This window comes from Marinobacterium jannaschii DSM 6295 (genome assembly GCF_000620085.1).
Lineage (GTDB): Bacteria > Pseudomonadota > Gammaproteobacteria > Pseudomonadales > Balneatricaceae > Pontibacterium > Pontibacterium jannaschii.
Genome location: NZ_JHVJ01000004.1, coordinates 1 through 26,120, shown reverse-complemented (window position 1 = coordinate 26,120; position 26,120 = coordinate 1). Strand labels below are relative to the sequence as shown.

Annotated in this window: 27 protein-coding genes, 1 rRNA gene, 1 other RNA gene and 1 riboswitch; of the genes, 5 read left to right on the top strand and 24 right to left on the bottom strand. The window is 53.4% G+C overall.

The features are described 5' to 3' along the window. Nucleotides 1–2 precede the first annotated feature (2 nt). The 4 genes from rsmH to rsmI form a co-directional block, all read right to left on the bottom strand. Entirely contained in the window at nt 3–941 is a 939-nt protein-coding gene (gene rsmH, locus Q354_RS0101840; RefSeq protein WP_027856125.1) for a 16S rRNA (cytosine(1402)-N(4))-methyltransferase RsmH, read from the bottom strand. Between the two features lie 19 nt (nt 942–960). After that, entirely contained in the window at nt 961–1,416 is a 456-nt protein-coding gene (gene mraZ / locus Q354_RS0101835) for a division/cell wall cluster transcriptional repressor MraZ (protein ID WP_027856124.1), read from the bottom strand. A 271-nt stretch (nt 1,417–1,687) separates the two neighbouring features. After that, nucleotides 1,688–2,053: RNase P RNA component class A (gene rnpB, locus Q354_RS27150), an RNA gene on the bottom strand. 82 nt (nt 2,054–2,135) lie between these two features. After that, nucleotides 2,136–2,978 carry a 16S rRNA (cytidine(1402)-2'-O)-methyltransferase gene (rsmI, locus tag Q354_RS0101830; RefSeq protein ID WP_036228288.1) on the bottom strand — a complete coding sequence of 281 codons (843 nt, stop codon included), beginning with the start codon at nt 2,976–2,978 and terminating at the stop codon, nt 2,136–2,138. 35 nt (nt 2,979–3,013) lie between these two features. On the opposite strand from rsmI, the gene Q354_RS0101825 reads away from it, so the two are divergent. From Q354_RS0101825 to Q354_RS0101810, 4 genes are read left to right on the top strand one after another with little or no spacing between them, the layout of a single operon-like run. Next, nucleotides 3,014–4,825: a penicillin-binding protein activator gene (locus Q354_RS0101825; protein WP_084332437.1), complete on the top strand. Its 1,812-nt coding sequence runs from the start codon at nt 3,014–3,016 to the stop codon at nt 4,823–4,825. A gap of 9 nt (nt 4,826–4,834) precedes the next feature. Further along, a complete protein-coding gene (locus tag Q354_RS0101820) occupies nt 4,835–5,194 on the top strand; it encodes a YraN family protein (protein WP_027856121.1) in 360 nt (119 codons plus the stop codon). A gap of 22 nt (nt 5,195–5,216) precedes the next feature. Next, nucleotides 5,217–5,810 (top strand): SIS domain-containing protein, encoded by a 594-nt coding sequence (locus Q354_RS0101815; RefSeq protein ID WP_027856120.1) that lies wholly within the window; start codon nt 5,217–5,219, stop codon nt 5,808–5,810. Further along, the gene (locus tag Q354_RS0101810; protein WP_036228286.1) at nt 5,810–6,379 is read left to right on the top strand and encodes a BON domain-containing protein; all 570 of its coding nucleotides are present in this window, start codon (nt 5,810–5,812) and stop codon (nt 6,377–6,379) included. The genes Q354_RS0101815 and Q354_RS0101810 overlap by 1 nt, the downstream gene beginning before the upstream one ends. Nucleotides 6,380–6,430: 51 nt before the next feature. On the opposite strand, the gene Q354_RS0101805 is transcribed toward Q354_RS0101810, so the two are convergent. From Q354_RS0101805 to Q354_RS0101755, 11 genes are all read right to left on the bottom strand, one after another. Continuing rightward, nucleotides 6,431–6,844, bottom strand: coding sequence for a ClpXP protease specificity-enhancing factor (locus Q354_RS0101805; protein WP_027856118.1), 414 nt, complete (start codon nt 6,842–6,844; stop codon nt 6,431–6,433). 65 nt (nt 6,845–6,909) lie between these two features. Continuing rightward, a complete protein-coding gene (locus tag Q354_RS0101800; RefSeq protein WP_027856117.1) occupies nt 6,910–7,542 on the bottom strand; it encodes a glutathione S-transferase N-terminal domain-containing protein in 633 nt (210 codons plus the stop codon). Between the two features lie 96 nt (nt 7,543–7,638). Beyond that, a complete protein-coding gene (locus Q354_RS0101795; protein WP_027856116.1) occupies nt 7,639–8,412 on the bottom strand; it encodes a cytochrome c1 in 774 nt (257 codons plus the stop codon). After that, entirely contained in the window at nt 8,412–9,659 is a 1,248-nt protein-coding gene (locus tag Q354_RS0101790; RefSeq protein WP_051559813.1) for a cytochrome b, read from the bottom strand. Before Q354_RS0101790 ends, Q354_RS0101795 begins: the two co-directional genes overlap by 1 nt. Next, nucleotides 9,659–10,258: a ubiquinol-cytochrome c reductase iron-sulfur subunit gene (gene petA, locus Q354_RS0101785; RefSeq protein ID WP_027856114.1), complete on the bottom strand. Its 600-nt coding sequence runs from the start codon at nt 10,256–10,258 to the stop codon at nt 9,659–9,661. The genes Q354_RS0101790 and petA overlap by 1 nt, the downstream gene beginning before the upstream one ends. A 258-nt stretch (nt 10,259–10,516) precedes the next feature. Further along, entirely contained in the window at nt 10,517–10,909 is a 393-nt protein-coding gene (gene rpsI / locus Q354_RS0101780) for a 30S ribosomal protein S9 (RefSeq protein ID WP_027856113.1), read from the bottom strand. Nucleotides 10,910–10,922: 13 nt separating this feature from the next. After that, entirely contained in the window at nt 10,923–11,351 is a 429-nt protein-coding gene (gene rplM, locus Q354_RS0101775; protein WP_027856112.1) for a 50S ribosomal protein L13, read from the bottom strand. A gap of 210 nt (nt 11,352–11,561) precedes the next feature. After that, the gene (zapE, locus tag Q354_RS0101770; RefSeq protein WP_027856111.1) at nt 11,562–12,668 is read right to left on the bottom strand and encodes a cell division protein ZapE; all 1,107 of its coding nucleotides are present in this window, start codon (nt 12,666–12,668) and stop codon (nt 11,562–11,564) included. Between the two features lie 141 nt (nt 12,669–12,809). After that, entirely contained in the window at nt 12,810–13,523 is a 714-nt protein-coding gene (locus Q354_RS0101765; protein ID WP_027856110.1) for an LrgB family protein, read from the bottom strand. Then, a complete protein-coding gene (locus tag Q354_RS24255; RefSeq protein WP_051559812.1) occupies nt 13,513–13,878 on the bottom strand; it encodes a CidA/LrgA family protein in 366 nt (121 codons plus the stop codon). Before Q354_RS24255 ends, Q354_RS0101765 begins: the two co-directional genes overlap by 11 nt. A gap of 8 nt (nt 13,879–13,886) precedes the next feature. Continuing rightward, nucleotides 13,887–14,468 carry a TMEM165/GDT1 family protein gene (locus Q354_RS0101755; RefSeq protein WP_027856109.1) on the bottom strand — a complete coding sequence of 194 codons (582 nt, stop codon included), beginning with the start codon at nt 14,466–14,468 and terminating at the stop codon, nt 13,887–13,889. A gap of 391 nt (nt 14,469–14,859) precedes the next feature. Here Q354_RS0101755 and Q354_RS0101750 point away from each other — a divergent pair, with 391 nt between their 5' ends. Beyond that, on the top strand, nt 14,860–16,152 hold the full coding sequence (locus Q354_RS0101750; protein WP_027856108.1) for an NCS2 family permease: 1,293 nt from the start codon (nt 14,860–14,862) through the stop codon (nt 16,150–16,152). Nucleotides 16,153–16,193: 41 nt separating this feature from the next. Here Q354_RS0101750 and Q354_RS0101745 read toward each other — a convergent pair whose 3' ends face one another. The 9 genes from Q354_RS0101745 to rrf all read right to left on the bottom strand — a co-directional run bounded on the left by Q354_RS0101745 (nt 16,194) and on the right by rrf (nt 25,949). Further along, the gene (locus tag Q354_RS0101745) at nt 16,194–16,844 is read right to left on the bottom strand and encodes a response regulator transcription factor (RefSeq protein WP_027856107.1); all 651 of its coding nucleotides are present in this window, start codon (nt 16,842–16,844) and stop codon (nt 16,194–16,196) included. After that, nucleotides 16,844–18,202, bottom strand: a complete 1,359-nt coding sequence (locus tag Q354_RS0101740; protein ID WP_027856106.1) for a cache domain-containing protein — start codon at nt 18,200–18,202, stop codon at nt 16,844–16,846. Before Q354_RS0101740 ends, Q354_RS0101745 begins: the two co-directional genes overlap by 1 nt. 87 nt (nt 18,203–18,289) lie before the next feature. Further along, a complete protein-coding gene (locus Q354_RS0101735; RefSeq protein ID WP_027856105.1) occupies nt 18,290–19,579 on the bottom strand; it encodes a TRAP transporter large permease in 1,290 nt (429 codons plus the stop codon). Nucleotides 19,580–19,596: 17 nt separating this feature from the next. After that, complete coding sequence (locus Q354_RS24250) at nt 19,597–20,130, bottom strand: TRAP transporter small permease subunit (RefSeq protein WP_036228334.1); 534 nt, start codon at nt 20,128–20,130, stop codon at nt 19,597–19,599. A 73-nt stretch (nt 20,131–20,203) separates the two neighbouring features. Continuing rightward, on the bottom strand, nt 20,204–21,283 hold the full coding sequence (locus Q354_RS0101725; RefSeq protein ID WP_027856104.1) for a TRAP transporter substrate-binding protein: 1,080 nt from the start codon (nt 21,281–21,283) through the stop codon (nt 20,204–20,206). A 210-nt stretch (nt 21,284–21,493) separates the two neighbouring features. Further along, complete coding sequence (locus Q354_RS0101720; protein WP_027856103.1) at nt 21,494–21,721, bottom strand: hypothetical protein; 228 nt, start codon at nt 21,719–21,721, stop codon at nt 21,494–21,496. 98 nt (nt 21,722–21,819) lie between these two features. Beyond that, nucleotides 21,820–23,700 carry a phosphomethylpyrimidine synthase ThiC gene (thiC, locus tag Q354_RS0101715; protein WP_027856102.1) on the bottom strand — a complete coding sequence of 627 codons (1,881 nt, stop codon included), beginning with the start codon at nt 23,698–23,700 and terminating at the stop codon, nt 21,820–21,822. A gap of 18 nt (nt 23,701–23,718) precedes the next feature. After that, nucleotides 23,719–24,558 carry a bifunctional hydroxymethylpyrimidine kinase/phosphomethylpyrimidine kinase gene (gene thiD / locus Q354_RS24245; protein WP_036228283.1) on the bottom strand — a complete coding sequence of 280 codons (840 nt, stop codon included), beginning with the start codon at nt 24,556–24,558 and terminating at the stop codon, nt 23,719–23,721. Between the two features lie 50 nt (nt 24,559–24,608). After that, nucleotides 24,609–24,705: riboswitch (TPP riboswitch) on the bottom strand. A 1,128-nt stretch (nt 24,706–25,833) separates the two neighbouring features. Beyond that, nucleotides 25,834–25,949, bottom strand: a 5S ribosomal RNA gene (rrf, locus tag Q354_RS0101705). Between the last annotated feature and the right edge of the window lie 171 nt (nt 25,950–26,120).

The following is a 26,120-nucleotide window of genomic DNA, read 5'->3' as shown; positions in this document are numbered from 1 at the left end:
ACTTACCTCAACTTGCTGGCAACGCGCATAACGGCGCTGCGGGCACGGGGATTATCGTCGACTTCCTGCTTACCCGGTTTCAACGCCTTTCCGACGGCCTTCAGACGCTGATCCAGCATCTCTTCAGTCACCGGAATACCACGCGGAATATGCTCATCGCCCTTGACGTACTTGCGAATAAAGCGTTTAACGATACGGTCTTCCAATGAATGGAAGCTGATCACCACCATGCGCCCACCTTCTTTCAGCATCTCAAGCGACTGCTGCAGGCAGTTTTCCAGATCTTCCAGCTCACGGTTAACGTAGATACGGATCGCCTGGAAAACACGGGTGGCGGGATGCTTACCCTTTTCCCAGGCCGGGTTCGCTTCGGTGATAATCTTTGCCAGCCGCGCTGTGGTCGTGATCGGTTCCAGCTGACGCTCGGCAACCACGGCTTTGGCCATACGGCGGGAGAAGCGCTCCTCACCATAGATGTAGAACACGTCGGCCATCTCTTTCTCGTCGACACGGTTGATCCAGTCAGCAGCACTCTCACCCACCGTCGGATTCATCCGCATATCAAGCGGGCCGTCATTCATAAAGCTGAATCCACGGGAGGCATCATCCAGCTGAGGTGACGAAACTCCCAGATCCAGCAGGATGCCATCAACTTTTCCGTTCATATCCCGGGCAGTCACGAACGACTCCAGCTCAGCAAAACTGCCGTGACATATTGAAAAACGGTTATCGTCTGCGAACAGGGTCTGAGAGTAAGTAATCGCTTCGGGATCTTTATCGATCGCCATCAACTGCCCATGCTCACCCAGATGCTTCAGGATCAGACCACTGTGGCCGCCACGGCCAAAAGTCCCATCAACGTAAAAGCCGGCCTCATCTGTGACCAAAAGGTTCACCGCTTCATCCAGCAATACGGTGGTATGTGAAAATTCCTGCGCCATCTGTTAGTGTCATCCAGGCTCAGAGGGAAAGGCTTTGCAACTCATCCGGCAATGCCCCGCTTCCCTCAACTTCTTGTAAATACTGGTCTCTTGTCGCCAGCCACAACGGCTCACTCCAGAGTTCGAATTTCCGCCCCTGCCCGAGCAATACAACTTTCTTATCCAGCACCGCATATTCACGCAAAGGCGCCGGCAAAAGCAGACGCCCGTTGCTGTCCATATCAAGGTCAGTCGCATGACCAATCAGCAGGCGCTGGATTCTTCTGGCCGCAGGATTAAAGCTGGGCAGTGCTTCAACCTTTTCCTGAATCTCTTCCCACTCTTCCAGCGGATAGATCAGCAGGCAACGGGCCTCGGTATCAATAGTGGCAACCAGTTGGCCTTCGCAACAGCGATTAATCTGCTCACGATAACGAGCCGGGATCGCCATGCGCCCCTTGGCATCGAGATTGATCTGATTAACGCCCCGGAACATACAAGTCCACCCCAGAAAACCACTTAACGGCCCAAAATCCCACTTTTACCCACTTTATCCCACAGCACGACACTATAGAAATTAACCATAGCCAATGCAAGGATGCTGCATCGCAGCAAACCAATGGAATCAAGCAATTATGAGTCACCTTGATAGATGACCAGGTAGTGGACCAATCAGAACAAACAGGAAGTGTTGTAAATCAAAGGATTACCACAAGGCGGACTGTAACGGATCCGTCACAGCTGTATCAAAACTTGAACAAAATGATTGGAGGAGACCGCCGATAAGCCGGGTTCTGTCTTGGACAATCATTCATCTACGGTATACGTCACCATATACCTTTAGCGACCTACCCGGACCCAGCGCGGGCCACGCCGTAATGGGTCCCTATTTGGTCTTGCTCCGAGTGGGGTTTACCATCGCCGTGGAGTGTTGCCACCCACGCGGTGCGCTCTTACCGCACCGTTTCACCCTTACCGTCAACCGGATCCGAAAACCCAGCTGCTTAGGCGGTTTGCTTTCTGTTGCACTTTCCGTCGGCTTTCGCCGCCCAGACGTTATCTGGCACCCTGCCCTCTGGAGCCCGGACTTTCCTCCCTCCCGCAAGCGGGACAGCGATTGTCTGGCGATCTCCTCGGCCGCAAGACTACCAACATTAATGCAGAATGCAACGCTCTTTTAAAAACAGCGTTTACATCGTGCAAATATCGAACAATTCAACCTTTATTTATCTCCAGGGCGGCCTGATAGAGCACCTTTTTCTTGATCCCTGTGATCTTTGCCGCCAGGGCCGCCGCCTGACTTACCGGCAGCTCCTCGGTCAGCAGAGATAATATCCGGAGCTGTTCAGCACCCAGGCTTTCCTCTTTGCGGCGCGGCGCAGCCTCAACCAGCAATACAAATTCGCCTTTCTGCTGGTTGTGATCCGCCTCCATCCAGACCAGCAGCTCATCCAGGGAACCGGAACGGATAGTTTCAAAGGTCTTGGTCAGCTCCCGGGCAACAGCAACCTTACGATCACCACCAAACGCCTGCGCCATATCCCTGAGCGAATCCAACACCCGATGCGGCGATTCGTAAAAGATAAGAGTACGGCTTTCATCCGCCAGCGAACGATACTGCTCCAGCCGGGCACCTTTCTTGGCCGGCGGAAATCCCTCGAATGAGAAACGATCCGATGCCAGACCGGCCGCACTCAGCGCTGTGACAAAAGCGGCACAGCCGGGCAATGGCACAACCCGGTATCCAGCCTCCCTCACAATCCCCACCAGGATATAGCCGGGATCGGAAATCAGCGGCGTACCGGCATCCGAAATCAATGCAACGCTGTTACCTGCAGCAAGCTGTTGTACAATCATCTCGCTGCGCTGGCGCTCGTTGTGCTCATGCACCGACAGCTGCCGCGTATTAATGTTAAAGTGCGACAATAACCGAGCGCTATGGCGGGTATCTTCAGCAGCGATCAAGCTGACTGACTGCAATACTTCGACCGCGCGTAGCGTCATGTCCTGGAGGTTACCGATAGGGGTAGCAACCACATACAGGGCAGCTTCTGACATTTTTATTCCATCCTCACAAACGGGGTGAGAAGTATATGATGATTCAATGGCGTCTGTCTTTGGCCGCCGGACTAATAAGTCTTGCTATAGCCGGCTGCAGCTCGCAGCCGGAAAAACAGGCACAGGTACAGCAACCGCTGACACCTCTGCAACAGGCCACCCAGCTGATCCACAAGGCGGGTCAGTCGCAGCCTATTCAGGCAGCTCAATACCGCGCTGAAGCGGCGCGCATACTGATTGAGCAGGGCCGCAAGGAAGAAGCTCTGGTTCTGCTGGAGACCGTTGATATACAGCTGCTGCCACCAGCACTGAAGTTCGATATTGCCCGACTGAAAGCAGAAGCCGCACTGGAAAATCAGGATCCCGAGCAGGCCCTGGCCTATCTGCAGATGCTGCCGAAAAGAAGCGCGGAATTATCACCACAGCAGGACCTGATCTCCACCCAGCTGCGTGCCGCCGCCTACGATCTCAAGCAGGACACAGAAAGCCAGCTTCGCGAACTGATCTACGCCAGCCTGCTTCAGCAGGATACGGAACAGCAGCAACTCCTGCACAATCAGATCTGGGGCCTTCTGAACAGCATCAGCAGCAGCGAACTGCAGCAGCTGCTGAGTAAGAACAACACTTATTACGAGCAGGGCTGGTTTGAACTCAGCCAGGCCGTAAAAAGCAGTAACGGCCTGGCTGCGCGCAATCAGGCTGTATCCGAATGGATGATTCTGTGGGAAGCCCATCCCGCCCACGAGCTACCGCCACAGGGACAAGCGGCTGCCAGCGCCGAAATCATTCAGGCAAACAAGGTTGCGGTGATACTGCCGGAAAGCGGCAACCTGGCCAAACCGGCTGAAGCCATCCGCAATGGCTTGCTGGCGGCTTATTATGCTGCCCGCCAGAATGGAGAAAGCACGCCGGAACTGACCTTTATCGATTCAGCTACCGTGACTGACCCTCAGCAGCTGATCGCCACCCTGAACGAACAGCAAGCCGATCTGGCCATAGGTCCGTTGGATAAGAACTATGTCAGCTCTCTGACTCTCTCCGGAGACCTGCCTGTTCCGATGCTGGCACTGAATTTCAGTAACGACGAACTGATCAACCAGAACCTGTTCCAGTTCGGTCTTTCAGCCGAGAGCGAAGCCGAGCAGGTCGCCGACCGCATGTGGCAACAGGGCCATCGCGTGGTACTGGCTATCAGCGCCGATGCCAACTGGGGACGTAAGGTACTGGATGCCTTTAGCAATCGCTTCGAAACACTCGGCGGGGTCGTTGCCGATTACGCACTCTATGCCGACACAGCCGGGCACTCTGACCGCATCGCCGCCCTACTGGCGACCGACAAGAGCCGCGAGCGCAGCAAAAAGGTCCGTTCCCTGATTGGTAAAAGCATCAAGTTTGAAGAGCGCCGCCGCCAGGACGCCGATGCTATATTTATGAGCGCCCTGCCGAACGATGCGCGCCAGCTAAAGCCGATTGTCGACTTTTACTACGGGGCCGACCTGCCGGTATACGCAACCTCGCATATATACTCAGGACAGGCGAATGCCAATAGCGACCGGGATCTGAACAAGGTGCGCTTCTGTGCCACCCCATGGAACATTAAAGCGCCCTCGGCGGAACATCTGCTGTTAGCACAGCAACACGAAAACACCTCCGGACGCTTTGGCCGGCTCTATGCACTCGGCCTCGATGCATATCGCATCTACCCGTTCCTGCGCCAACTGGCCGCCAACCCGGACGCCAGTATCAGCGGCGAAACAGGCGAACTGTCGATCAGCGAAAACAATCGCATCACTCGCGAGCTGGAATGGGCGATCTACCGACAGGGCATTCCCTCTATCGAACAATAAGGAGTCCGCATGGATGCGCGAGCACTCGGCAAGGAAGCCGAACAACAGGCAGAGAAGTACCTGCTCAGCCAGGGTCTGAAAACCCTCTGTTGCAATTTTAATTGTCGTGGCGGCGAGATTGACCTCATTATGCTGGAACGCAGCACACTGGTCTTTATAGAAGTACGCCGCAGACTTCACCACCAATACGGCAATGCAGCGGAAAGTGTGAATTTCACCAAGCAGCGCAAGATCATCCACGCCGCAGAGTACTTTTTGCTCAAAAACCCACGCTGGGCCAGCCATAACTGCCGCTTTGATGTGATTGCCTATGACGGGAATACAGCAAGCAAGGCTCCACTATGGTATAAAGACGCCTTCAGAATTTGATGCCCGACAAGTAAGGACCGAAATGGAGCTAGAAGACCGAATCGTCAGTCAGTTTCATAACTCAATGGAGATAAATGCCGTCACCATTGAGCAGTACACCCCCCTGATTGCACATGCTGGAGAACTTCTGCTCCACTGCCTCGTTAACGAGAGCAAAATCGTCTGCTGCGGCAATGGCGGCTCAGCGGCTCTCGCCCAGCACTTTACCAGCCTGCTGATGAATCGCTTCCGCCAGGAACGCCCGGGCTTACCTGCCATCAATCTCAGCGCCGATGCAGCCACGGTCAGCGGCATCAGCAGCGACGGCAACTTCAGCGAAGTCTACGCCAAACAGATCAGTGCGATCGGACAACCGGGAGACATACTGCTCCTGGTCACGACCGATGGACGCTCAGGAAGCCTGATTCAGGCGATCCAGGCAGCCCACGACCGGGAGATGACAACTATCATCCTGAACGGTAACGACGGTGGCGACGTAACCTCCCTGCTGGGCCCGGACGAAGTGGAAATATGCGTTCCGTCTGATGACCCCATCCTGGTTCACGACGCCCATCTACTTGTACTTCATGCACTTTGCGACCTGATTGACTACCAGTTATTCGGAGGTGACTTCTGATGATACACAGAATTTCGGCTCTACTGATGGCCTCAACCCTGCTACTGGGTGGCTGCTCGAGCCTGATCAGCGCCACGCGCGACGAACCCATAAAAGAAGATAAAACCACCCGCACCCTGGGCACCTATGTAGATGACCAGCTGATTGAGACCATGACGCTGGTTAACTTCAACAAGGCCACCGAAGCAGTAAAGAACTCCAATATCAGTGTCACAAGCTTCAACGGTATCGTACTGCTGGTTGGCGAAGTGCCTAATGAGTACGCCAAGAAGGAAGCCGAACAGATTACCGCCCAGCTGCGAAAGGTTCGCAAAGTACACAACGAACTACAGATCTCAGGCGGCGCATCCTCCCTCTCTCAGACCAGCGATATCTGGCTGACCCTGAAGTCCAAAACACAGCTGCTCGTCGATGAAAATGTCGTGGGCGGACGCATCAAGGTAGTTACCGACAAAGGAACGGTCTACCTGATGGGACTCGTCACACCACAGGAGGCAGATGATGCCGTCGGTGTTGTCAGCAATATCAGCGGTGTCGAACGCATCGTTAAGATCTTTGAATACATCTGAGACATAAAAAAGCCGGGATATCCCGGCTTTGTTTTAACTGACAACCCCTGCCTACTTAACAACCTTCAATGAAGGACGGCCCTGCGGGCGGGCGTCCGGCTCCGGCTGCTGCACCTCATCCTGAACAGGCTCTTCCTGCTCATATAGCTCAGCCCCCGGCTCCATACCAAAGCCCATCCCCTGACCATCTTCACGCGAATAGATAGCCGCCACTGCGGCCAGCGGGATATAGACATCCATTGGCACACCGCCGAAACGGGCGTTAAAGGAGACCGCCTGATCATCTATATTCAGCGCCTGCACAGCCCCCGGCGCGATATTCAGCACGATACGACCATCTTCAACAAACTGTTCAGGAACCATTACACCGGGAAGCTCAGCCTCTACCAGCAGGTATGGCGTGGCATCATTGTCCAGCAACCACTCATACAGCCCCCGCAACAGATAAGGACGACTCGGATTCATAAAGATACTCCATAAAAAAAGGGATGAAGCAGCCTTCATCCCTCTGTAAAACTCCGCGACAGCTATCAGTCGCGCATTTCACGCTCTGCTTCAGACAAGCTTTCCTGGAAAGACTCGCGCTGGAACAGTCGCTGCATGTACTTAATCAGCGGCTTGCACTGATCTTCCGGCAGCTCAATACCCATCAGAGGCAAACGCCAAAGCAGCGGCGCCAGGCAGCAATCAACCAGAGAGAACTCTTCGCTCATGAAGAAATCCTTCTCAGAGAAGATCGGCGCTACAGCCACCAGGCTATCGCGCAACTCCTTACGAGCCTGCTCCACTTCCTCTGTATCATCATCTGCATTCAGGATGATATCAGCATGTACGCACCAGTCGCGCTGGATACGATACATATAAAGACGGCTTTCTGCTCGCGCCACTGGATAAACCGGCAGCAATGGTGGATGCGGGAATCGCTCGTCCAGATACTCCATCATCACACCGGATTCAAACAACACCAGGTCTCGATCCAGCAGAGTCGGCAGACTGTTATACGGATTCAGCGCTGCCAGGTCTTCAGGCAAGTTACCTTCGTTGCAATCAACAATTTCAACCGCCACACCTTTCTCAGCCAGCACGATACGTACGCGGTGACTGTAATGGTCTTCACCATTGGAATAAAAAGTCATGGAAGAACGCTTCGCCACTACTCCCATCAATAAACCCCGTTTATCTCACTGATGCTAGAAACAAATATACGCGGCCCTGTGGGGGCCGCGTATCTATAGTACCACTAATTCAGACCAATCTGATTAGTGAATGTCTTTCCAGTACTCTTTCTTCAGCGCGAACGCCAGGAAGAACAGCAGCACCAGGAAGATCAGCACATAAGTACCGATACGCTGGGACTCAAGCTTGGTTGGCTCACCAATGTAAGCCATGAAGTTAACCAGGTCGTATACAACGCGGTCAAATTCAGCCGGAGTCAGCTGGCCGGAGCCATCCTTTACGCTGGAACAGTTATTCAGCGGCTTATTGGTCAGCGGATCGATACCAGTACCACGGATACCGTGGGCTTCCATCTCTTCGCGTGAACAATGCGCAACCTGGACACCCTGCAGTTCAGCCAGTACGTTTGGCATACCAACGTCTTTGAAGACAACGTTGTTTACGCCCCACGGACGGGACTCATCAGCATAGAAGCTACGCAGGTAAGTGTAGATCCAGTCTGGCTTACGCAGGCGCGCTTCCAGCGTCAGATCCGGCGGTGGGTTACCGAACCAGTTACCGGCGTCTTCAGCGGGCATAGCAATACCCATCTGCTCGCCCACTTTCTTCTCATCGAAGATCATGTGCTCCTTCACCAGCTCAGGATCCAACCCCAGATCAACAGCAGCACGCTCGTAGCGCTGATACTGAGCCGAGTGGCAACCCATGCAGTAGTTGACAAAAGTCTTCATACCACGCTGCAGAGACGCCTTGTTCTCCAGATCAACTTCCATATGGTCCAGGTGAGCACCGGAACCAGCTGCAGTTGCCGCCAGCGGCAGCACTGCCATTAACAATGCAACAAGATACTTTTTCATTAGCCTGTAACCCTTTCCGGAACCGGTTTAGTGCTTTCCATCCTGGTGTAGAACGGCATCAGGAAGAAGTACGCAAAGTACAGGAACGTACAGATCTGAGCCATCACCGTACGCACAGGCGTAGAGGAAACCACACCCAGGTAACCCAGGATTACGAAGCTGATTGCAAAGATCACCAGAGAGACCTTGCTGATCATGCCTTTGTAGCGCATAGATTTAACAGGGCTACGATCCAGCCAAGGCAGCACGAACAGGATTGCGATAGCGCCACCCATTACAACAACACCCGGGAACTGGGAGCCGGCAATTGGCGGAATCGCACGCAGCATTGCGTAGAATGGCGTGAAGTACCATACAGGCGCGATATGCTCAGGCGTTTTCAGCGGGTTAGCAGGTTCGAAGTTAGGCGCTTCAATCATGTAACCACCGCCTTCCGGGAAGAAGAAGATGACTGCACAGAAGACAAACAGGAACACCACCACACCGACGATATCTTTCACGGTGTAGTAAGGGTGGAATGGGATACCGTCCAGCGGTACGCCGTTCTCATCCTTGTTTTCCTTGATTTCAATACCGTCCGGGTTGTTAGAGCCCACTTCGTGCAGTGCGATGATGTGCAGCACAACCAGTGCCAGCAGCACGATCGGCAGCGCAATAACGTGCAGGGCAAAGAAGCGGTTCAGAGTGATACCCGATATCAGATAGTCACCACGGATCCATTGCGCCAGGTCTTCACCGATAAACGGCACCGCCGAGAACAGCGAAACAATTACCTGAGCACCCCAGTAAGACATCTGACCCCATGGCAGCAGGTAGCCCATAAAGGCTTCAGCCATCAGCGCCAGGTAGATTGTCATACCGAAGATCCACACCAGCTCACGAGGCTTACGGTAGGAACCGTACATCATGCCGCGGAACATGTGCAGATAAACAACAACGAAGAATGCAGACGCGCCGGTGGTGTGCATATAACGCAGCAGCCAGCCATACTCAACGTCACGCATGATGTATTCGATAGAGGCAAAGGCGCCTTCCGCAGAAGGGTTATAAGCCATAGTCAGCCAGATACCGGTCAGGATCTGGTTTACCAGCACCAGCAGTGCCAGGGAACCGAAGAAGTACCAGAAGTTAAAGTTCTTCGGAGCATAGTATTTAGACAGGTGATCTTCCCACATCGCTGTCGCAGGGAAACGATCATCGATCCAGCCCATCAGGCCCGGATTACCTTTATTGCGGCTACCAGCCATTACGCAACCTCCTGATCAACACCAACAATGATCACATCCTGACCCTCATAGGAGTGCGGCGGGATCACCAGATTGCTTGGCGCCGGGGAACCCTGAATTACACGACCGGACAGATCGAAGCGGGAACCGTGGCATGGGCAGTAGAAACCACCGACCCACTCAGCACCCAGATCTTCAGGTGCGATCTCAGGACGGTAGGTTGGTGAACAGCCCAGGTGTGTACAGATACCGACCAGCACGACGATATCGTCACGCTTCAGCGCACGCGCTGCAGTACCAGGTACATAAGCAGGCTGCTGCGGAACCTCGGAGTTAGGATCAGCCAGGGTATCGGTGATCTTCTCCAGGTTCGCCAGTGCCTCATCACCACGACGAACAATCCAGACCGGCTTACCACGCCATTTGACGATGGTCTGCTGACCCGGCTCTAGTTTACTGACGTCAACCTTAACCGGTGCACCGGCAGACTTCGCCTTAGCACTTGGGTTCCAGGAAGCTACGAACGGGACAGCCGCTCCGACAGCACCAACCGCGCCCACCGCGGATGTGGCACCTATCAGGAGGCGACGCCGACCCTTATTCACGCCATCATTGCTCATTAAGATTATCTCCCCTCAATCGACTTTTCGCCCCCTGTTTAATCAGGAGTGCAATTGGCCGCATAAGCAAAAAAAGCCACGGAAACATGGATTTTAAAAATGTGCCAAATAGTAAAGAAAATACCCCTTCCTTACAAGGTGAATTGCCCTGCCATTCCGTATATTAGGCCAAAGTATTGACCTGAAACCGGGCATAAAAAAACGCCCGTTCCTGTAAGGAAACGGGCGTTTTTTTGAGTATTTCGCAAGCGCGTAATATTAACGCTTGGAGAACTGTGGACGCTTACGTGCTTTACGCAGACCCACTTTCTTACGCTCAACTTCACGAGCATCACGGGTAACGAAACCAGCCTGACGCAGGGAAGGACGCAGAGTTTCATCGTACTCCATCAGAGCACGGGTAATACCGTGACGGATAGCGCCAGCCTGACCGAAGCCACCGCCGCCTTTTACAGTCACGTATACATCAAACTTCTCTTCAGTTTCAGTCAGCTGCAGCGGCTGACGAACGATCATGCGAGCAGTTTCGCGACCGAAGTACTGTTCGATAGTGCGATCATTGATAGTGATCTTGCCAGTACCTGGACGCAGGAATACGCGTGCAGTTGAAGTTTTGCGACGGCCAGTGCCGTAATACTGAGTAGCAGACATTTCCACGTTCCCCTTAGATAGTCAGTTCTTTCGGCTGCTGAGCCTGGTGTGGATGTTCAGCACCAGCGTATACTTTCAGCTTGGTGTACATAGCGCGACCCAGAGGACCTTTAGGCAGCATGCCTTTAACAGCCAGCTCGATAGTGCGCTCAGGGAAAGTCTCTACCATTTTGTTGAAGTTTGCTTCCTTCAGACCACCTGGGAAACCAGAGTGACGGTAGTACATTTTGTCATTTGCTTTGTTGCCGGTTACAGCAACTTTCTCAGCGTTAACAACTACGATGTAGTCGCCAGTATCAACGTGAGGCGTGAATTCTGGCTTATGCTTACCGCGCAGACGGCGGGCAATTTCAGTAGCCAGACGACCCAGGGTCAGACCCTCGGCATCAACAACGTACCAGTCGCGTTTTACTTCGGCTGGTTTTGCAACGAATGTTTTCATCTGAATTTAAACCTTAAATTCATTCAGAGCTGGCAATGACGCTAGGCCACGACCGTTCTGACTTATAGTTATTGGTTGCCGCGACCATCGCGACAACTAACACGCCCTCACCCAGAGATGAGGTGGCGCGCATTATACGGACTGAAGCAGATAGCTTCAAGGGGAAGCTGCAAGTATCTGCACTCAGCCCCGCTCTTTCCGACGATAACCTCAGGCACGGTGTTCGCGCGCAAGGTATTCATGGGATTGCATCTCCAGCAGACGGCTCTGGGTACGCTCTATCTCAAACTCGAGCCGCCCTTCAGAATAGATCTCATGGATCGGTTTGTCTGCTGACAGTATTACTTTAACGCCACTGTCATAGAACTCATCGACCATATTGATAAAGCGGCGCGCAGCATCATCATTGGAACGGCCTAACTGGGGTACGTTACTCACCAGCACCGCATGGAAGATCTTGGCCAGCTCAATGTAATCACTCGGTGAACGCGGCCCTTCACATATCTCACTGAAATCAAACCAGACCACGTCTTCGCAGCAGCGACGGCTTTTCATGTCTCGTCCATTCACATCCAGCACTTCAGCTTCCACCACCTCTTCCAGATCAGGCGCCAGGCTTTCAAAGCTGCGGTTCAGACTTTCATCCGCTTTATCGTCCAGCGGCCAGTGGTAGAGCTCGGCCTGCTCCAAGGCACGCAAACGGTAGTCCACCCCGCCGTCCACATTCACCACTTCGGTGTATTTATTCAGCATATCGATCGCCGGCAGGAAACGGGCTCGCTGCAGGCCGTCTTTATAGAGACCATCGGGCACGATATTGGATGTAGCCACCAGCGCCACACCGTTGTTGAACAGCTCCTGCAGCAGGCTTCCCAGAATCATCGCATCGGTGATATCGGTAACGAAGAACTCGTCAAAACAGATAATCCGTGTTTCGTCTGCGTACTTTTTAGCAATGGCAATCAGCGGATTCGGGGTGCCATCCAGCGCCCGTAGTTCGCTGTGAACCCGCTGCATAAAGCGATGGAAATGGGTGCGCATCTTCTGCTCGAACGGCAGGCTGTCGTAAAACGTATCCATCAGGTAGGTCTTACCCCGACCTACACCACCCCAGAAGTACAGCCCCGTAGGCGGTTCGACGACCTCCGTTTTAAAGCGGCCACTGAGACGCTGCAACAAGCCCTTCTTTGGCTCCTCTTTGACTGCTGTCAGGTCTTCATAGAGGCGCTGCAGATGTTTAACCGCCATCTCCTGGGCCGGGTCGTAGGAGAAGTCGTCACGAAGAAGGTCTTTCTTATACCGCTCTAGGGGAGTCATTGCCAAAATCACTTATCGGTGGATGAATTCAAAGCAGGCGGAACTTTACTCATCTATCATCTCCATGGCAAATTCAACAATAGACCAATAAGTTCGCGGAAAACCTATATTCTTTTAAAAATCAGAATCTTACAAAACAGCTCACCCCGGCAGCCAATCCAGCAGAGGCAACAGAACCGGCAGAAAAAATGCCGTAAAGGCACCGGCCAGGCCCATTGCCAAACCACCAAAAGCCCCAGCCAGGGCGCTGTATTCGAATGCGTAAGCAGTTCCCATCGCATGTCCGGACACGCCTAGCGTGAAACCACGGGCCGCGTGATCATTAAGTCTCAGCAATCGGAAAACAAAAGGCGCGAACAGACAGGAAAGCGCGCCGGTTATCAGTACCAGCCCCGCCGCCAGCGAAGGCTCGGCACCAATCTTCTCCGCAATCCCGATAGCGATCGGTGACGTCACTGATTTCGGTGCGAGGGTCAACATCAATACCCTGTCAGCCCCTGACAGATAACCGATCACCACCGCCGAAACAGCTGCAGTTACGGCACCGGTCAGCGTGGCTGATAAAACAGGCAGCAGTAGCCGACGTACCCGCTGCCGGTTGTCGTATAGCGGGATCGCCAGGGCAACAATCGCCGGCCCCATCATGAAGTGGAGAAATTGAGCGCCGCTGAAGTAGGTTTGATAGGGGACCTCGAGCCAGAGCAGGATCAGTATGATGATACTGAGGGAGACCAGCACCGGATGCAGAAACGGAGAGCGGCCCGCCTTTCGGTTGATCCAGACCGCCAGGCAGAACACAGCCAGCGTCAGCGTAATCCATAACAGCGGAGATTCCAGCAGGGGTTTAGCGCTCATGCGTCTCTCCCTGCTCGCCTGGATTCAGTGCGCTGCACTTCATCAAAACTCCGACCACCAGCATGGTAATCAGAGTACTGCCCAGTAAAGCCAGCAGTATCGACCACCAGTTAGCGGCTATCAGCTGAAAGTGCAACATAAGCCCTACACCCGCTGGCACCAGAAACAAAGGCAGTATACTGAGAAGCCCTTCACCGGCCTGACGCACAGAGGCAGGAGCTTCGCCCCGTATGGCAAGCAGTGACAGCAGAATGAGCATCCCTACCACGGCGCCGGGCACCGGTAATTCGAGCCAGACAACCAGCAGCTCTCCGGCGAGCTGACACAATAGCAGAGCAAGGAAGCCTATAACCATCCGATCACCTATAACACCCGCACCAGCTCGACGGCGGAAACGATCGCAAAACCGATAAACAAGATGCCGCTGCCACGCTGCATCCAATGCAGCGGGACTCGAGTCAAAAGTACCTTACCAAGCATTACGCCAAGCACACTGGTCGCGGCCAGTGCCAACGTAGCCCCCAGCCATACCTGCAGCACGGACTCGATCCCGCTTAAACCAGCAACGGCAAGCTGGGTTTTATCCCCGAACTCAGCTACAAAAATCAGCAAAAACGTGGCAATAAGCAGCGACCTTCCCGTCACCGGCACGGCTTCAGTTTCATCCTCAGCCGTGGCTCTAAGCGCCTGTAAGCCAAAGAAGAGGAATGCAACGCTCACCAGCGCCAGAATAACCCATTGAGGCAGCGCCGCGGCAATGGTGGCCCCCAGAGTCACGGCGAGCAGATTCAGCAGGGCAAACGCAGCCACCGCTCCGGCCACTACTGGCCAGACACGTTGCCGGGCAGCCAGCGACATGCAGACCAGCTGGCTCTTGTCGCCCATCTCTGCCAGAAAGATTAATGAGAAAGTTTTAAGAGCAGGGATGATCAGTGAGAATTCCATTTAAAACAGCGCAACATTCTGAAAACGACATATTATACAGAGCCGGAGCAGCCCCGCGTATAAATGATTTCCGACCGGATACAGCGCAATATAACCCCTCATCCCGAAACGCGCGCATTAATGCCAAAAAGTGGACAGAGCCAATACTTTAGTCAAATATTTTGCTGTATCATTGCGCGTTTTTTCAAACCGTCCGAAAGGTGTTTTGACTGAACATTCGGTCGCACACATAAGGATATTGGCTCGGTGAAACCGCCTGCGGAACGACAACCGTCGTAAGCAGTAAAGTTCTGCGAGCCTGCGGCTATGTATGCCACCGCATTTGACGCCTGACCGTCCGACCCGCTGGCACCATAGGAACGTCAAACACCGGAAGAGAGTCCCTATCGATATGCTGGAAAAACTCTTTAAATTAAGCGAGCACAACACCGACGTTAAAACCGAGGTGATCGCTGGCTTTACTACATTCCTGACCATGGCTTATATCATCTTCGTCAACCCAAGCATGCTCGCTGCTGCCGGTATGGATGAAGGTGCCGTATTTGTCGCTACCTGCCTGGCGGCCGCAGTCGGCTGTATGATCATGGGCCTTTGGGCAAACTACCCGGTTGCCCTGGCTCCGGGTATGGGACTGAATGCCTTCTTCAGCTTCACTGTAGTCGGGCAGATGGGCTACAGCTGGCAGGTGGCGCTGGGTGCGGTATTCCTCTCCGGTGTCTGCTTTTTCCTGCTGTCTATTTTCAAAGTGCGTGAATGGATTATCCATAGCATCCCCCTCTCCCTGCGAGGCGGAATTGGTGCGGGTATCGGTCTGTTTCTGGGCTTCATCGCACTGAAAAATGCCGGCATCGTGGTCGATAACCCGGCAACCCTGGTAACGATCGGTGATATGACCAGCTGGAGCGCGGTCATGGCCTGCGTCGGCTTTATCATTATCACAGCCCTGTTCCACCGCCAGGTAACAGGCTCCGTGATGATCGGCATCCTGCTGGTAACAGTGATCAGCCTGATTGCCGGTCAGATTGAATTCCAAGGCATTGTCGCCGCACCACCGAGCCTTGAGCCGACGCTAGCACAACTGGATCTGGAAGGCGCCTTGCAGGTCGGCCTGATCAGTATTGTGTTCTCCTTCCTGTTTGTGGACCTGTTTGATACCTCCGGCACCCTGATTGCCGTAGCCCAGAAAGGTAAACTGCTGGACAATCAGGGACGCCTGCCTCGTCTCGGCCGCGCCCTGATGGCGGACTCCACTGCAACTATGGCGGGCTCAGTCATGGGGACTTCGACCACAACCAGCTATATCGAATCAGGTGCAGGTATCGCTGCAGGTGGTCGTACCGGCCTAACGGCGGTTGTAGTGGGCCTGCTGTTTATTGCCAGCATGTTCCTGTCTCCGCTAGCCGGAACCATTCCAGCCTATGCCACCGCACCGGCGCTGTTCTTCGTTGCGGTACTGATGACCCACAGCCTGGTGCAGATTGACTGGGATGACATCACGGAAGCCGCACCGGTGGTTATTGCCGCGGTCACCATGCCCCTGACATTCTCCATCACTACCGGCATCGGCCTGGGCTTTATCTCTTACACTGCGATCAAACTGCTGACCGGTCGTATTAAAGAGGTCAACAGCGCCATGCTGCTGCTGTCTGTGCTCTTTGTGGTGAAGCTGGCCGTCTACGGCTGATCACAGCGTCAGGGGTAAACGGCGGTTTACCCCTGACAGTTTCAGGACTTCACCAGTTTCTGGTCGATAGCATAGCGGATCAGACCCGCTGAAGTGGAAATATTCAGTTTCTGCTTAATCTTCTGCCGATAGGCTTCCGCAGTGCGCACTGAGATCTCCATCTCCCGTGCTATATCCTTATTGCCACAACCTTCAGCCAGTAACCTTAAGACCCACTTTTCTCGTGCTGTCAGGCCATCCTGCGGCGATGCGGCTGGGGCTGTGACTGCGTCAAACTGGCTAAAGAGAATCCGCGACGCTGCCGAGCTGAAGAAAGTCCCACCCTGATAGACCGTCTGTACCGCGAGGATCAGCTCATCCGCGGCAACATCCTTCAGCACATACCCTGCCACCCCGGACTGCACCATCTTCAGGATATACTCGCGATCCTCATGCATCGTCAGTACCAGTACCCGAATACCCGGGAACTCCTGGCGAAAACGTAACGCAGCTTCAAGCCCGTTCATTCCGGGCATCGAGATATCCAGTAACACCACATCAGGCGCCACACTGGCAGCCAGCTCCAGTGCCTGCTGACCATCGCTGGCCGCAGCAACCACTGAGATTCCCTCCTCTCCATCGAGGCTGGCGCGTAATCCTTCTCTGACCATCGGATGGTCATCCGCCAGCAATATCCTAATTTCATGACTCATCAGCTTTTCTCTCCTTCGAGGCGCAGAGAAAATACGGCTCTTATCAGGGTTCCCTGCTTCGGATGACTATGCAGGTCAAAACGCCCACCCAGCAATTCAGTTCGCTCACGCATATTGATCAGGCCGATACCTTCGGAAACCGTATCAGAACGAAAGCCCTTCCCGTCATCTTCAACCTCCACTATAACCGCATCTTCACGGCTGCGAATCCTGACATTCAGATGACGCGCACCCGCGTGCTTTTCAACATTCGTCAGCGCTTCCTGCACGATACGGTAAAGCGTGATCTCAATCACATCCGGCAAGCGGGAAACCGGCAGTTGCAGATCGCTGAACACCTCCAGATCCGAACGCTCAGCCATATCATCCAGCATGTTTTTCAGTGCAGCCTCCAGCCCCAGATCATCCAGCAGGATCGGCCTCAGATCATGGGACACCCGGCGTACCTCCTGCATCGCCAGATTCATCATCTCACCAGCTTTTTCCAGATGCTCCCGCGCCACCTCCTGTCCCCACTTCTTAATAGAAAGGTTCAGCCGCAACCGGGCGGATACCATTAGCTGGTTTACGCCATCATGCAGTTCACGGGCAAAGTGCCGGCGCTGAACCACCTGATACTGTACCGAACGATGGGCCAGCTCCTGCAAACGCTTATCCGCCAGCTGGGTTGCATGCACATTGATCGCCACCGCCACCAGTATGATCAGCAGAACGGTGACTGAAATAATAATCAGCACCACATAGAAGGTTTGCCGGATATTGCGATCCACATCCTGCCGGGTAGAAGCCACTTCCGCAGCGATATCATCGACATAGATGCCCGTGCCCATCATCCAGTTGAGTTTGGGTATCTGCACCACATAGCTCAGCTTATCCTCCGGCCCCTCTTCCGAAGGCTTATTCCATTTATAGCGACTGAAACCGCCGCCCTGACGGGCCAGCATCAGCAGTTCCTGAATCACATACTTGCCATCGCTGTCACGCAGTTCGATCAGATCATTACCCACCAGATCGGGCTCGGTCGGATGCACCAGATTCCGGCCGGACTGATCGTAAACGAAAAAGTAGCCATCATCGCCATATGTCAGGGCATTGAGTATCCGTTTGATCTCCTCCTCTGCAAAGCGGGATTCCAGACCGTTATCCATATCAGCCACGATCGGCGCGATCGATGTCATTGCCAGACTGACATAGTGTTGCAGCTGCTGCCGCTTGGAAGCCATCAGATTGTGCTCAAAGGTAGCGATCTCCTGTTCAGACAGCTGGTGTGCCTGCATCTGGGTTATCCAGGTGATAGCCACGGAAGCCAGTATCAGCGGCAAAATCGACAACAGAAGGATTTTTGACTTTAACGTCATAGCAACTCGTGGGCGCAGAATTTGTTCAAATATAACGCAGACGGGCAATTCATGACGAATTGCCCGCCCGGAACAGCTACCGAGCCGTTAGCTGAGCCCGTAGAAGGATGGAAACAGCAGGATCGACACTACGACGGCCACCTGCATCAGGATGAAGGGCATTACCCCTCGGTAGATATCCACCGTCCTTACCTGCGGTGGCGCAACTCCCTTCAGGTAAAACAGACTGAATCCGAACGGTGGTGTCAGGAAGGAGGTCTGCAGGTTCATCGCTATCAGGATTGCAAACCAGACCGGCGCAATCCCCAAGGCTTCTGCAGCGGGAGCCAGTATCGGAACAATAATGAAGCTGATCTCGACGAAGTCGATAAAAAACCCCAGTACCAGTATGGCCACCATGGAAAGAATCAGGAATCCGGTTGCCCCACCAGGCAGGTCAGACAGCACCTCTTCTACGATATAGTCACCGCCGGTGTAGGTGAAAGCCATGGAAAAAGCGGTGGCACCCAGCAGGATGGCGAAAACCATTGCCGTTACCTTGACAGTTTCCAGCGCAGACTCGTAGACCATTTTCCAGCTGAACTGACGATAAGCCGCTGCCAGTACCAATGCACCGACACCACCCAGCGCAGAGGACTCAGTGGGTGTGGCAATGCCGGCAAAGATCGAGCCCAATACGATCAGGATCAGCGCCAGCGGAGGCACAATTGCTTTCAATGCGCGTAGATACTGCTGTCGTTTGTGGCTTATATCCTCGTCCAGCGGCAGGGCCGGAGCCGCCTCCGGTTTCAGCCAGGTATATACCAGGATGTAGACGACATAGATGCCGATCAGCATCAGCCCCGGCCCAACAGCAGCCTGGAACAGGTCTCCCACCGGAATACCCAGTACATCACCGAGGATGATCAGAATAATGGATGGTGGAATAATCTGTCCCAGAGTGCCCGAGGCGCAGATCGTGCCGCAAGCCAGCGACTTGTCGTAGTTATACTTCAGCATTACAGGCAGCGATATCAGTCCCATAGCTACCACAGAAGCACCCACTACACCTGTGGAGGCAGCCAGCAATGCCCCGACCAGCACTGTTGAGATCGCCAGGCCACCGCGTACTCCGCCGAACAGTTTCCCCATCGACTCCAGCAGCTGCTCGGCCAGCCGGGTTTTCTGCAACACAATGCCCATAAAGATAAACAGCGGCACGGCCATCAGCACCACGTTTTCCATGATGCTCTGTATCCGGAACGGCATAAACGCAAACATATCCGGGCCTTCAGCCCAGACACCAAATGCCAGCGCCACACCGCCAAAGGTAAATGCGACCGGGAAGCCTATCAGCAGTATCGCCAGCGCAACAAAAAACATCACTATACCAATCATTTTCTGCTCTCCGGCTGCTAATGCTGTGGGGGCTGGTAGTCACATTCCTGATGGTGACCACGCAAGATATTGATGCTTTTCAGCATCATGCCAATCCCGCTGAGCGCTATTGCAAAGAACGTCAGAGGTATCACGGCCTTGATAATCCAACGCTGGCTAAGCCCGCCCGGATCGCCGGAGGTTTCGCCCAGTTCCCAGGCCTCCAGGGCAAAGCCCACGCCATACCAGCCAACCAGCAGCGAGAATGGCAATAACAGCAGCAGACATCCCAGCAGGTCGATCAACGCCTTGCGTCGCAGGCCCAATCGCTCATAGATAAGGTCGACCCGTACATGGCCGCCGGTCCTCAGGGTATAAGGCACCGCCAGCATGAACATGGCAGCAAACAGGTGCCACTCCAGCTCCTGCATGCCAATAGAGACATCGTTGAAGACATAGCGCATCACGACATCGATAAATACATTGAAAAGCATCAGGACAAACAGCAGTGCAGCCAGCTTGCCCAGTACATCCGAGAAATGGTTAATCAGTTTTTCCAGCCGCAGCAGCATGTCAGACCTCGCAAGAAAGCCGGTTACATCAAAAACGCGGACCTGCAGCAGGTCCGCGTTCCGGATCAATCAGTTACTTAGCGGTCGACAGGCTGTTGAGATAGGCCTTATCTGAAATATCGGTCCAGAGACGCGCCTGTTTCAGGTAAGCGGCCTGAGATTTGAGGATCTCGCCTGCCAGCGGATCAGCGGCCGCTTTCTCAGCCAGCAATGACTGGTTGGCTTCGCGCATCGCCTGCACCACATCGGCAGGGAAACTCTTCACCTGAATATCTGGGTATTCGGTCAGGATTTTAGCCAGGTTTTCACCTGAGGCATGATAGGACTGGATATACATATCATAAGCGGCCGTGCGCATAGCGACGCGCAGCACTTCCTGCAGGTCTTCAGGCAGCTTTTTCCAGGTTCGCTTATTCACCAGGAACTGCAGCTCAGTCGCAGGCTCATGCCAGCCGGTGTAGTAGTACGGCGCAATTTTGTGGAAGCCCATTCGCAGATCAAGTGAAGGCCCGACCCACTCCAGCGCATCGATGGTACGGCGCTCCAACGCGGTATAGAGCTCGCCGGCAGGAATATTCGTTGGCTTGGCGCCCAGTTTTGCCAGCACTTCACCGGCAAACCCCGGGATACGCATTTTCAGTCCCTGAAGATCGTCCAGACTCTTAACTTCCTTCTGGAACCAGCCTCCCATCTGATTACCGGTATTGCCTCCCGGAAAACTAAGCAGGTTGTATTTGTCATACACCTTGTTCATCAGTTCCATACCGCCACCATGGTAGAACCAGCCATACTGTTCCGGTGCCGTCATACCAAAAGGCATGGTGGTAAAAAATAGCGTATTGGGAACCTTACCCTTCCAGTAGTAAGACGCCGAGTGTCCCAAGTCATACTGGCCGGATCGCACCATGTCAAAAATTCCGAACGGCGCTTTATGCTTGTTTTTGGAATCAATCGTGATTTTCAAACGACCGTTGGACATCTTGTCGGCCATAGCGGCCATATTACGTGGGGCATCACCGAAGATAGGGAAATTTGATGGCCAGGTCTCGGCCATCTTCAGGCGATAAACTTTCTCAGCGGCCTGCAACGGATTAGCAACCGCCACCAGGCAGGCTGCTGCGGCAAGCAGTTTCTTACTAAAGGAGAGATTCATAGTTGTTTTTATCCTCTGACGGTCTCATTGGCAGACGCTCCCGTACCAGCCGGGAACCCTGTCTATGCTGCCGTTATTTAGTCAGAGGGCCTATTCGCACTAATGCGATTCAGGCAACAAATACTACGGTGGATCTGCGGAAACTACGATGCCTGATGATCGTAGTTCTACCTACCGCGCCGGATAGCACCGCAGGCGCCGATATAGCAATTACTTCCTCTTTTCCTCCTGAGCTTTCAGATACTGGCGATCCATCTCGCCATACTGACGCTCATAGGCCTCAGGATCTGAGCGCCACAGGCGATAGAGCTTACGGTCATTTTTGGCCATCGGTGGCGGGTTTTCCTTTCGCCTGCGCAGGGCATTGAGAGTCACGGGTACAAAGGCAAACAGAATAAAAAGCAGTACCCAGAGGTATTTCAGATCTTCAGCAAACATCAGTAATTTCCTAGCAAAGACTAACGATAAAATACCAGATTCAGGCATAAAAAAACCGCTCCGAAGAGCGGTTTCAAATTTAGCTAATCGCTACAGACTCACACCTTGTGATAGATCTCTGCACCGGTTTCCTTGAACTCAGCCGATTTAGCCTGCATGCCTTCCTCAGCTTTCGCATTGATAGCCGCCACCTGAGTATCATCCAGGTCGCGCACTTCCTGAGAAATCTTCATCGAACAGAACTTAGGGCCGCACATCGAGCAGAAGTGAGCCACTTTAGCGGACTCCTTCGGCAGGGTTTCATCGTGATAAGCACGGGCAGTATCCGGATCCAGGCCGATATTGAACTGGTCTTCCCAGCGGAATTCGAAACGCGCTTTGGACATCGCATTATCACGAATCTGAGCGCCCGGATGACCTTTAGCCAAATCGGCAGCATGCGCAGCGATCTTATAGGTAATGATACCTTCCTTAACATCCGCCTTATTTGGCAGTCCCAGATGCTCTTTCGGTGTTACGTAGCAGAGCATTGCGCAACCATACCAGCCGATCATAGCCGCACCGATACCCGAGGTAATATGGTCATAGCCCGGCGCAATATCCGTCGTCAACGGACCCAGCGTGTAGAAAGGCGCCTCATGGCACTCTGTCAGCTGCTTATCCATATTTTCCTTGATCATATGCATAGGCACATGACCCGGCCCTTCGATCATCACCTGTACATCATGCTTCCAGGCGATCTTCGTCAGCTCTCCCAGCGTCTCCAGCTCGGCGAACTGTGCTTCGTCATTTGCATCATAAACCGATCCCGGACGCAGACCATCACCAAGGGAGAAAGACACGTCATACGCCTTACAGATCTCGCAGATCTCTTCAAAATGCGTATAGAGGAAGTTCTCTTCATGGTGTGCCAGGCACCACTTTGCCATGATTGAACCACCGCGGGAGACGATACCGGTCATCCGCTTCGCAGTCATTGGTACATAGCGCAGCAGAACACCGGCATGGATGGTGAAGTAATCCACACCCTGCTCTGCCTGTTCGATCAGGGTATCGCGGAACACTTCCCAGTTCAGATCTTCCGCTACACCTTTTACTTTTTCCAGCGCCTGGTAGATCGGTACGGTTCCGATTGGGACCGGTGAGTTACGCAGTATCCACTCGCGGGTTTCATGGATATTTTTGCCCGTGGACAGATCCATAATGGTATCTGAGCCCCAGCGGGTGCCCCAGGTCATCTTCTCAACTTCCTCTTCAATAGAAGAAGTCAGCGCCGAGTTGCCGATATTGCCATTGATCTTAACCAGGAAATTACGACCGATAATCATCGGCTCCAGTTCCGGATGGTTAATGTTGGCAGGAATAATAGCGCGCCCTTCAGCGACTTCCTGGCGTACAAATTCCGGCGTGATCTCGTCAGGAAGCTTCGCACCAAAGCTGTGCCCCGGGTGCTGTTCTGCCACAACCTGGCCTTCAGCACGGCTCTTGGCCAGCTTCATGTTTTCGCGAATAGCAATGTATTCCATCTCAGGCGTAATGATGCCCTGACGGGCATAGTGCAGCTGAGTCACATTCTGGCCTTCAATGGCACGGCGCGGCTTACGCTGCAGCTCAAAACGCAGGTGGTCCAGGCGCAGGTCGGCTTCTCGCACCCGGCCGTACTCGGAAGTCATGCCGCTGAGCTGTTCGGTATCCTCACGCTCGAGAATCCAGGCCTCACGCAGCGGTGCCAAACCCTTACGAATATCAATAGTCGCGTCCGGATCGGTATAGGGTCCGGAGGTATCATAGACATACAGTGGATCGTTCTTCTCCCCCCCCATATCGGTCGGGGTATCGTCCAGCGAGATCTCACGCATTGGCACACGAATATCCGGGCGGCTACCTTCAACATATACCTTGCGGGAATTCGGGAACGGCTGAACTGAATCTTTATCAACCTGAGCCGTCTGGCTCAATGACTTATCATCTAAAGACATCGCGTTACCTATGTTTCTTTATTGTTTTACTGTTGGGTCGGAAGCAAACTGCCAGCTGGCATGAAAGTGATGAACAGGTCCCTGTCCATGACCAATATCCAGCTGATCTGCAGTACGGATTGCTTCAGTGATATATTTCTTGGCCTGCAAGACTGCATCAGCTGGCGTTTCACCTTTCGCCAGAAAGGCAGCAATAGCCGACGCCAGGGTACAGCCAGTACCATGCGTGTTGCGGGTGTCCAAACGCACCTGATCCATGACATGTATCCCCTCTCTGTCCATAAACACGTCCGGACACTGCCCTCCTGTCAGGTGCCCGCCTTTAAGCAGTACCGACTGGGATCCCAGCCGCAGAAGCTTTGCAGCCATCTGTTTCATGCCATCGAGGTCAACAGGCTCGGCACAACCCAGTACCGCAGCGGCTTCAGGCAGGTTTGGCGTAATAACCGTTGCCAGCGGTAACAGCTCCCGGGTCAACACTGCGACGGCATCAGCACGTAACAGAGCATTTCCACTCTTGGCGATCATGACAGGATCAACAACCAATTTCAGGTTCTGTTGCCCACGGAGAAACCCTGCAACCGTACGAACTACGGCAGCATCGCCAAGCATGCCCGTTTTGACTACGCGGGGAGAGAGGTCACTGAAAACAGAACAAAGCTGTTGCTCAATAAAATCGGCCGGAACCGGATGAATCGCCTGAACGCCCAGAGTATTCTGAGCAGTCAGAGCCGTGATAACAGAGGCGCCATAGACACCAAGGGCTGAAAAGGCCTTTAGGTCGGCCTGAATGCCCGCGCCACCACCAGAATCAGATCCGGCGATTGTCAGGGCCATCGGGACGTTTGAAGCGGTCATTTTCGCACTCCTCTATTCAGGAGCGGCGAACGACCAATTTTAAGAGTCGTATCTAAGTACATCTGGATTTCCTACGCCGGTGCTAACCGGATCAGGTTCAACGGGTCAAATCTCAGCCTTATCTAAAAGGCACCCCGACCAAGACAGAATCACAGTGTAGTGATTTCTGAAAAAAAAATCACTACATATCCAAGAGATCATTTTTGCTGACGGCAGCAGCAGTCAGATTTAAAGATCAGCCAAAACACCTAATCAGGCTGAGCTTATTTTCCTAAAAAGTAGCGATATAGAAAACCTTATAAAAATTAAGAATTTTTCCTATATCAAATAATTCCTATAAATCGATAATAGCTTTCGTGGATCTCCTGTTCATGAAAGTGAACACCTAAGGATGGCTGGAATAGCGGAAAGGGATGGCAGGATGCCACGCATGGATGCACTATCTCCGCAAGGACTAGGGAAGCCAACTTGGAGGGGGTGTCAAGGATTGACGCCCTCTCTACCCCTCTCACTCGTTATACATTTCGATCTATAGTCGCAGACTAATCTATTCTGTGCCCTAAGGGTGGAGCCAGTACCTTTGCTTCACAGGAGCCAAAAGCTTCGTCACTTCCCCAGCTACCGGCACATCAATTGCAGTACTGTTAACCTAGCCAGCGGAACTGTAATTCATCCCTCAATATCATTAGTGCATTTGCAAAAAGTTTACGTTTTTACTGGCACTCACTGTAATCTGTACCATACTGTTAACACGGATCTCCTGTTCACGGATCGAATAGTCTGGATGGCCAAGACCCGCTAAAGGGAAGGCAGGACGCCATTAAGGATCAAGATAAGCAGGGACAATGGATGCCAACGAAGGGGACACTCTCATGGAAGGAGTGTCCCCTTTTTATTTTCTACTTCGCTGAGCTACTTGTTTCGAAGAGCAACACCCGATCAGTACTGGTCTGATTATCCGGCTGTTGATTTGATCGGAATGTTTAGTTGGGATATCTCACACGTAGTCAAAAAGCCCCCAAAGGCCTCAACTTCATCGAGACGGGGCTTCTACATTTTCATGCCTGACGATAAGCACCGCCTCCGATGAAGAAAACCTACAGGCTCCTCAGCGAGATAGAGGTTCTCTGCGACTGATTCAGGGTCGCGCACGGTGGGATTAAGGGCTCGGTTACGACATTCAATTGCGACGCAGGATTCCGCAGTCACTGTTGCCGCCGCCGTAAAGGCAAAAACCCCCGGCCTCAACGAGACCGGGGGTTCTGCGTATTCAATGCTTGGCGATGACCTACTCTCACATGGGGAGACCCCACACTACCATCGGCGATGCCACGTTTCACTTCTGAGTTCGGGATGGGATCAGGTGGTTCCACGGCTCTATGGTCGCCAAGCAAAAACTGGACAATCTGGACTGTGCTTAATTCTGATACGACGATCGCTTGTCTCTCAACCAATCCGGGAGATGGATCTATCGGTGTCTTTACGACGTGTTACTTCAGCAGGCCGTCAAACGCCTTTGGCGTTATATGGTCAAGCCTCACGAGCAATTAGTATCGGTTAGC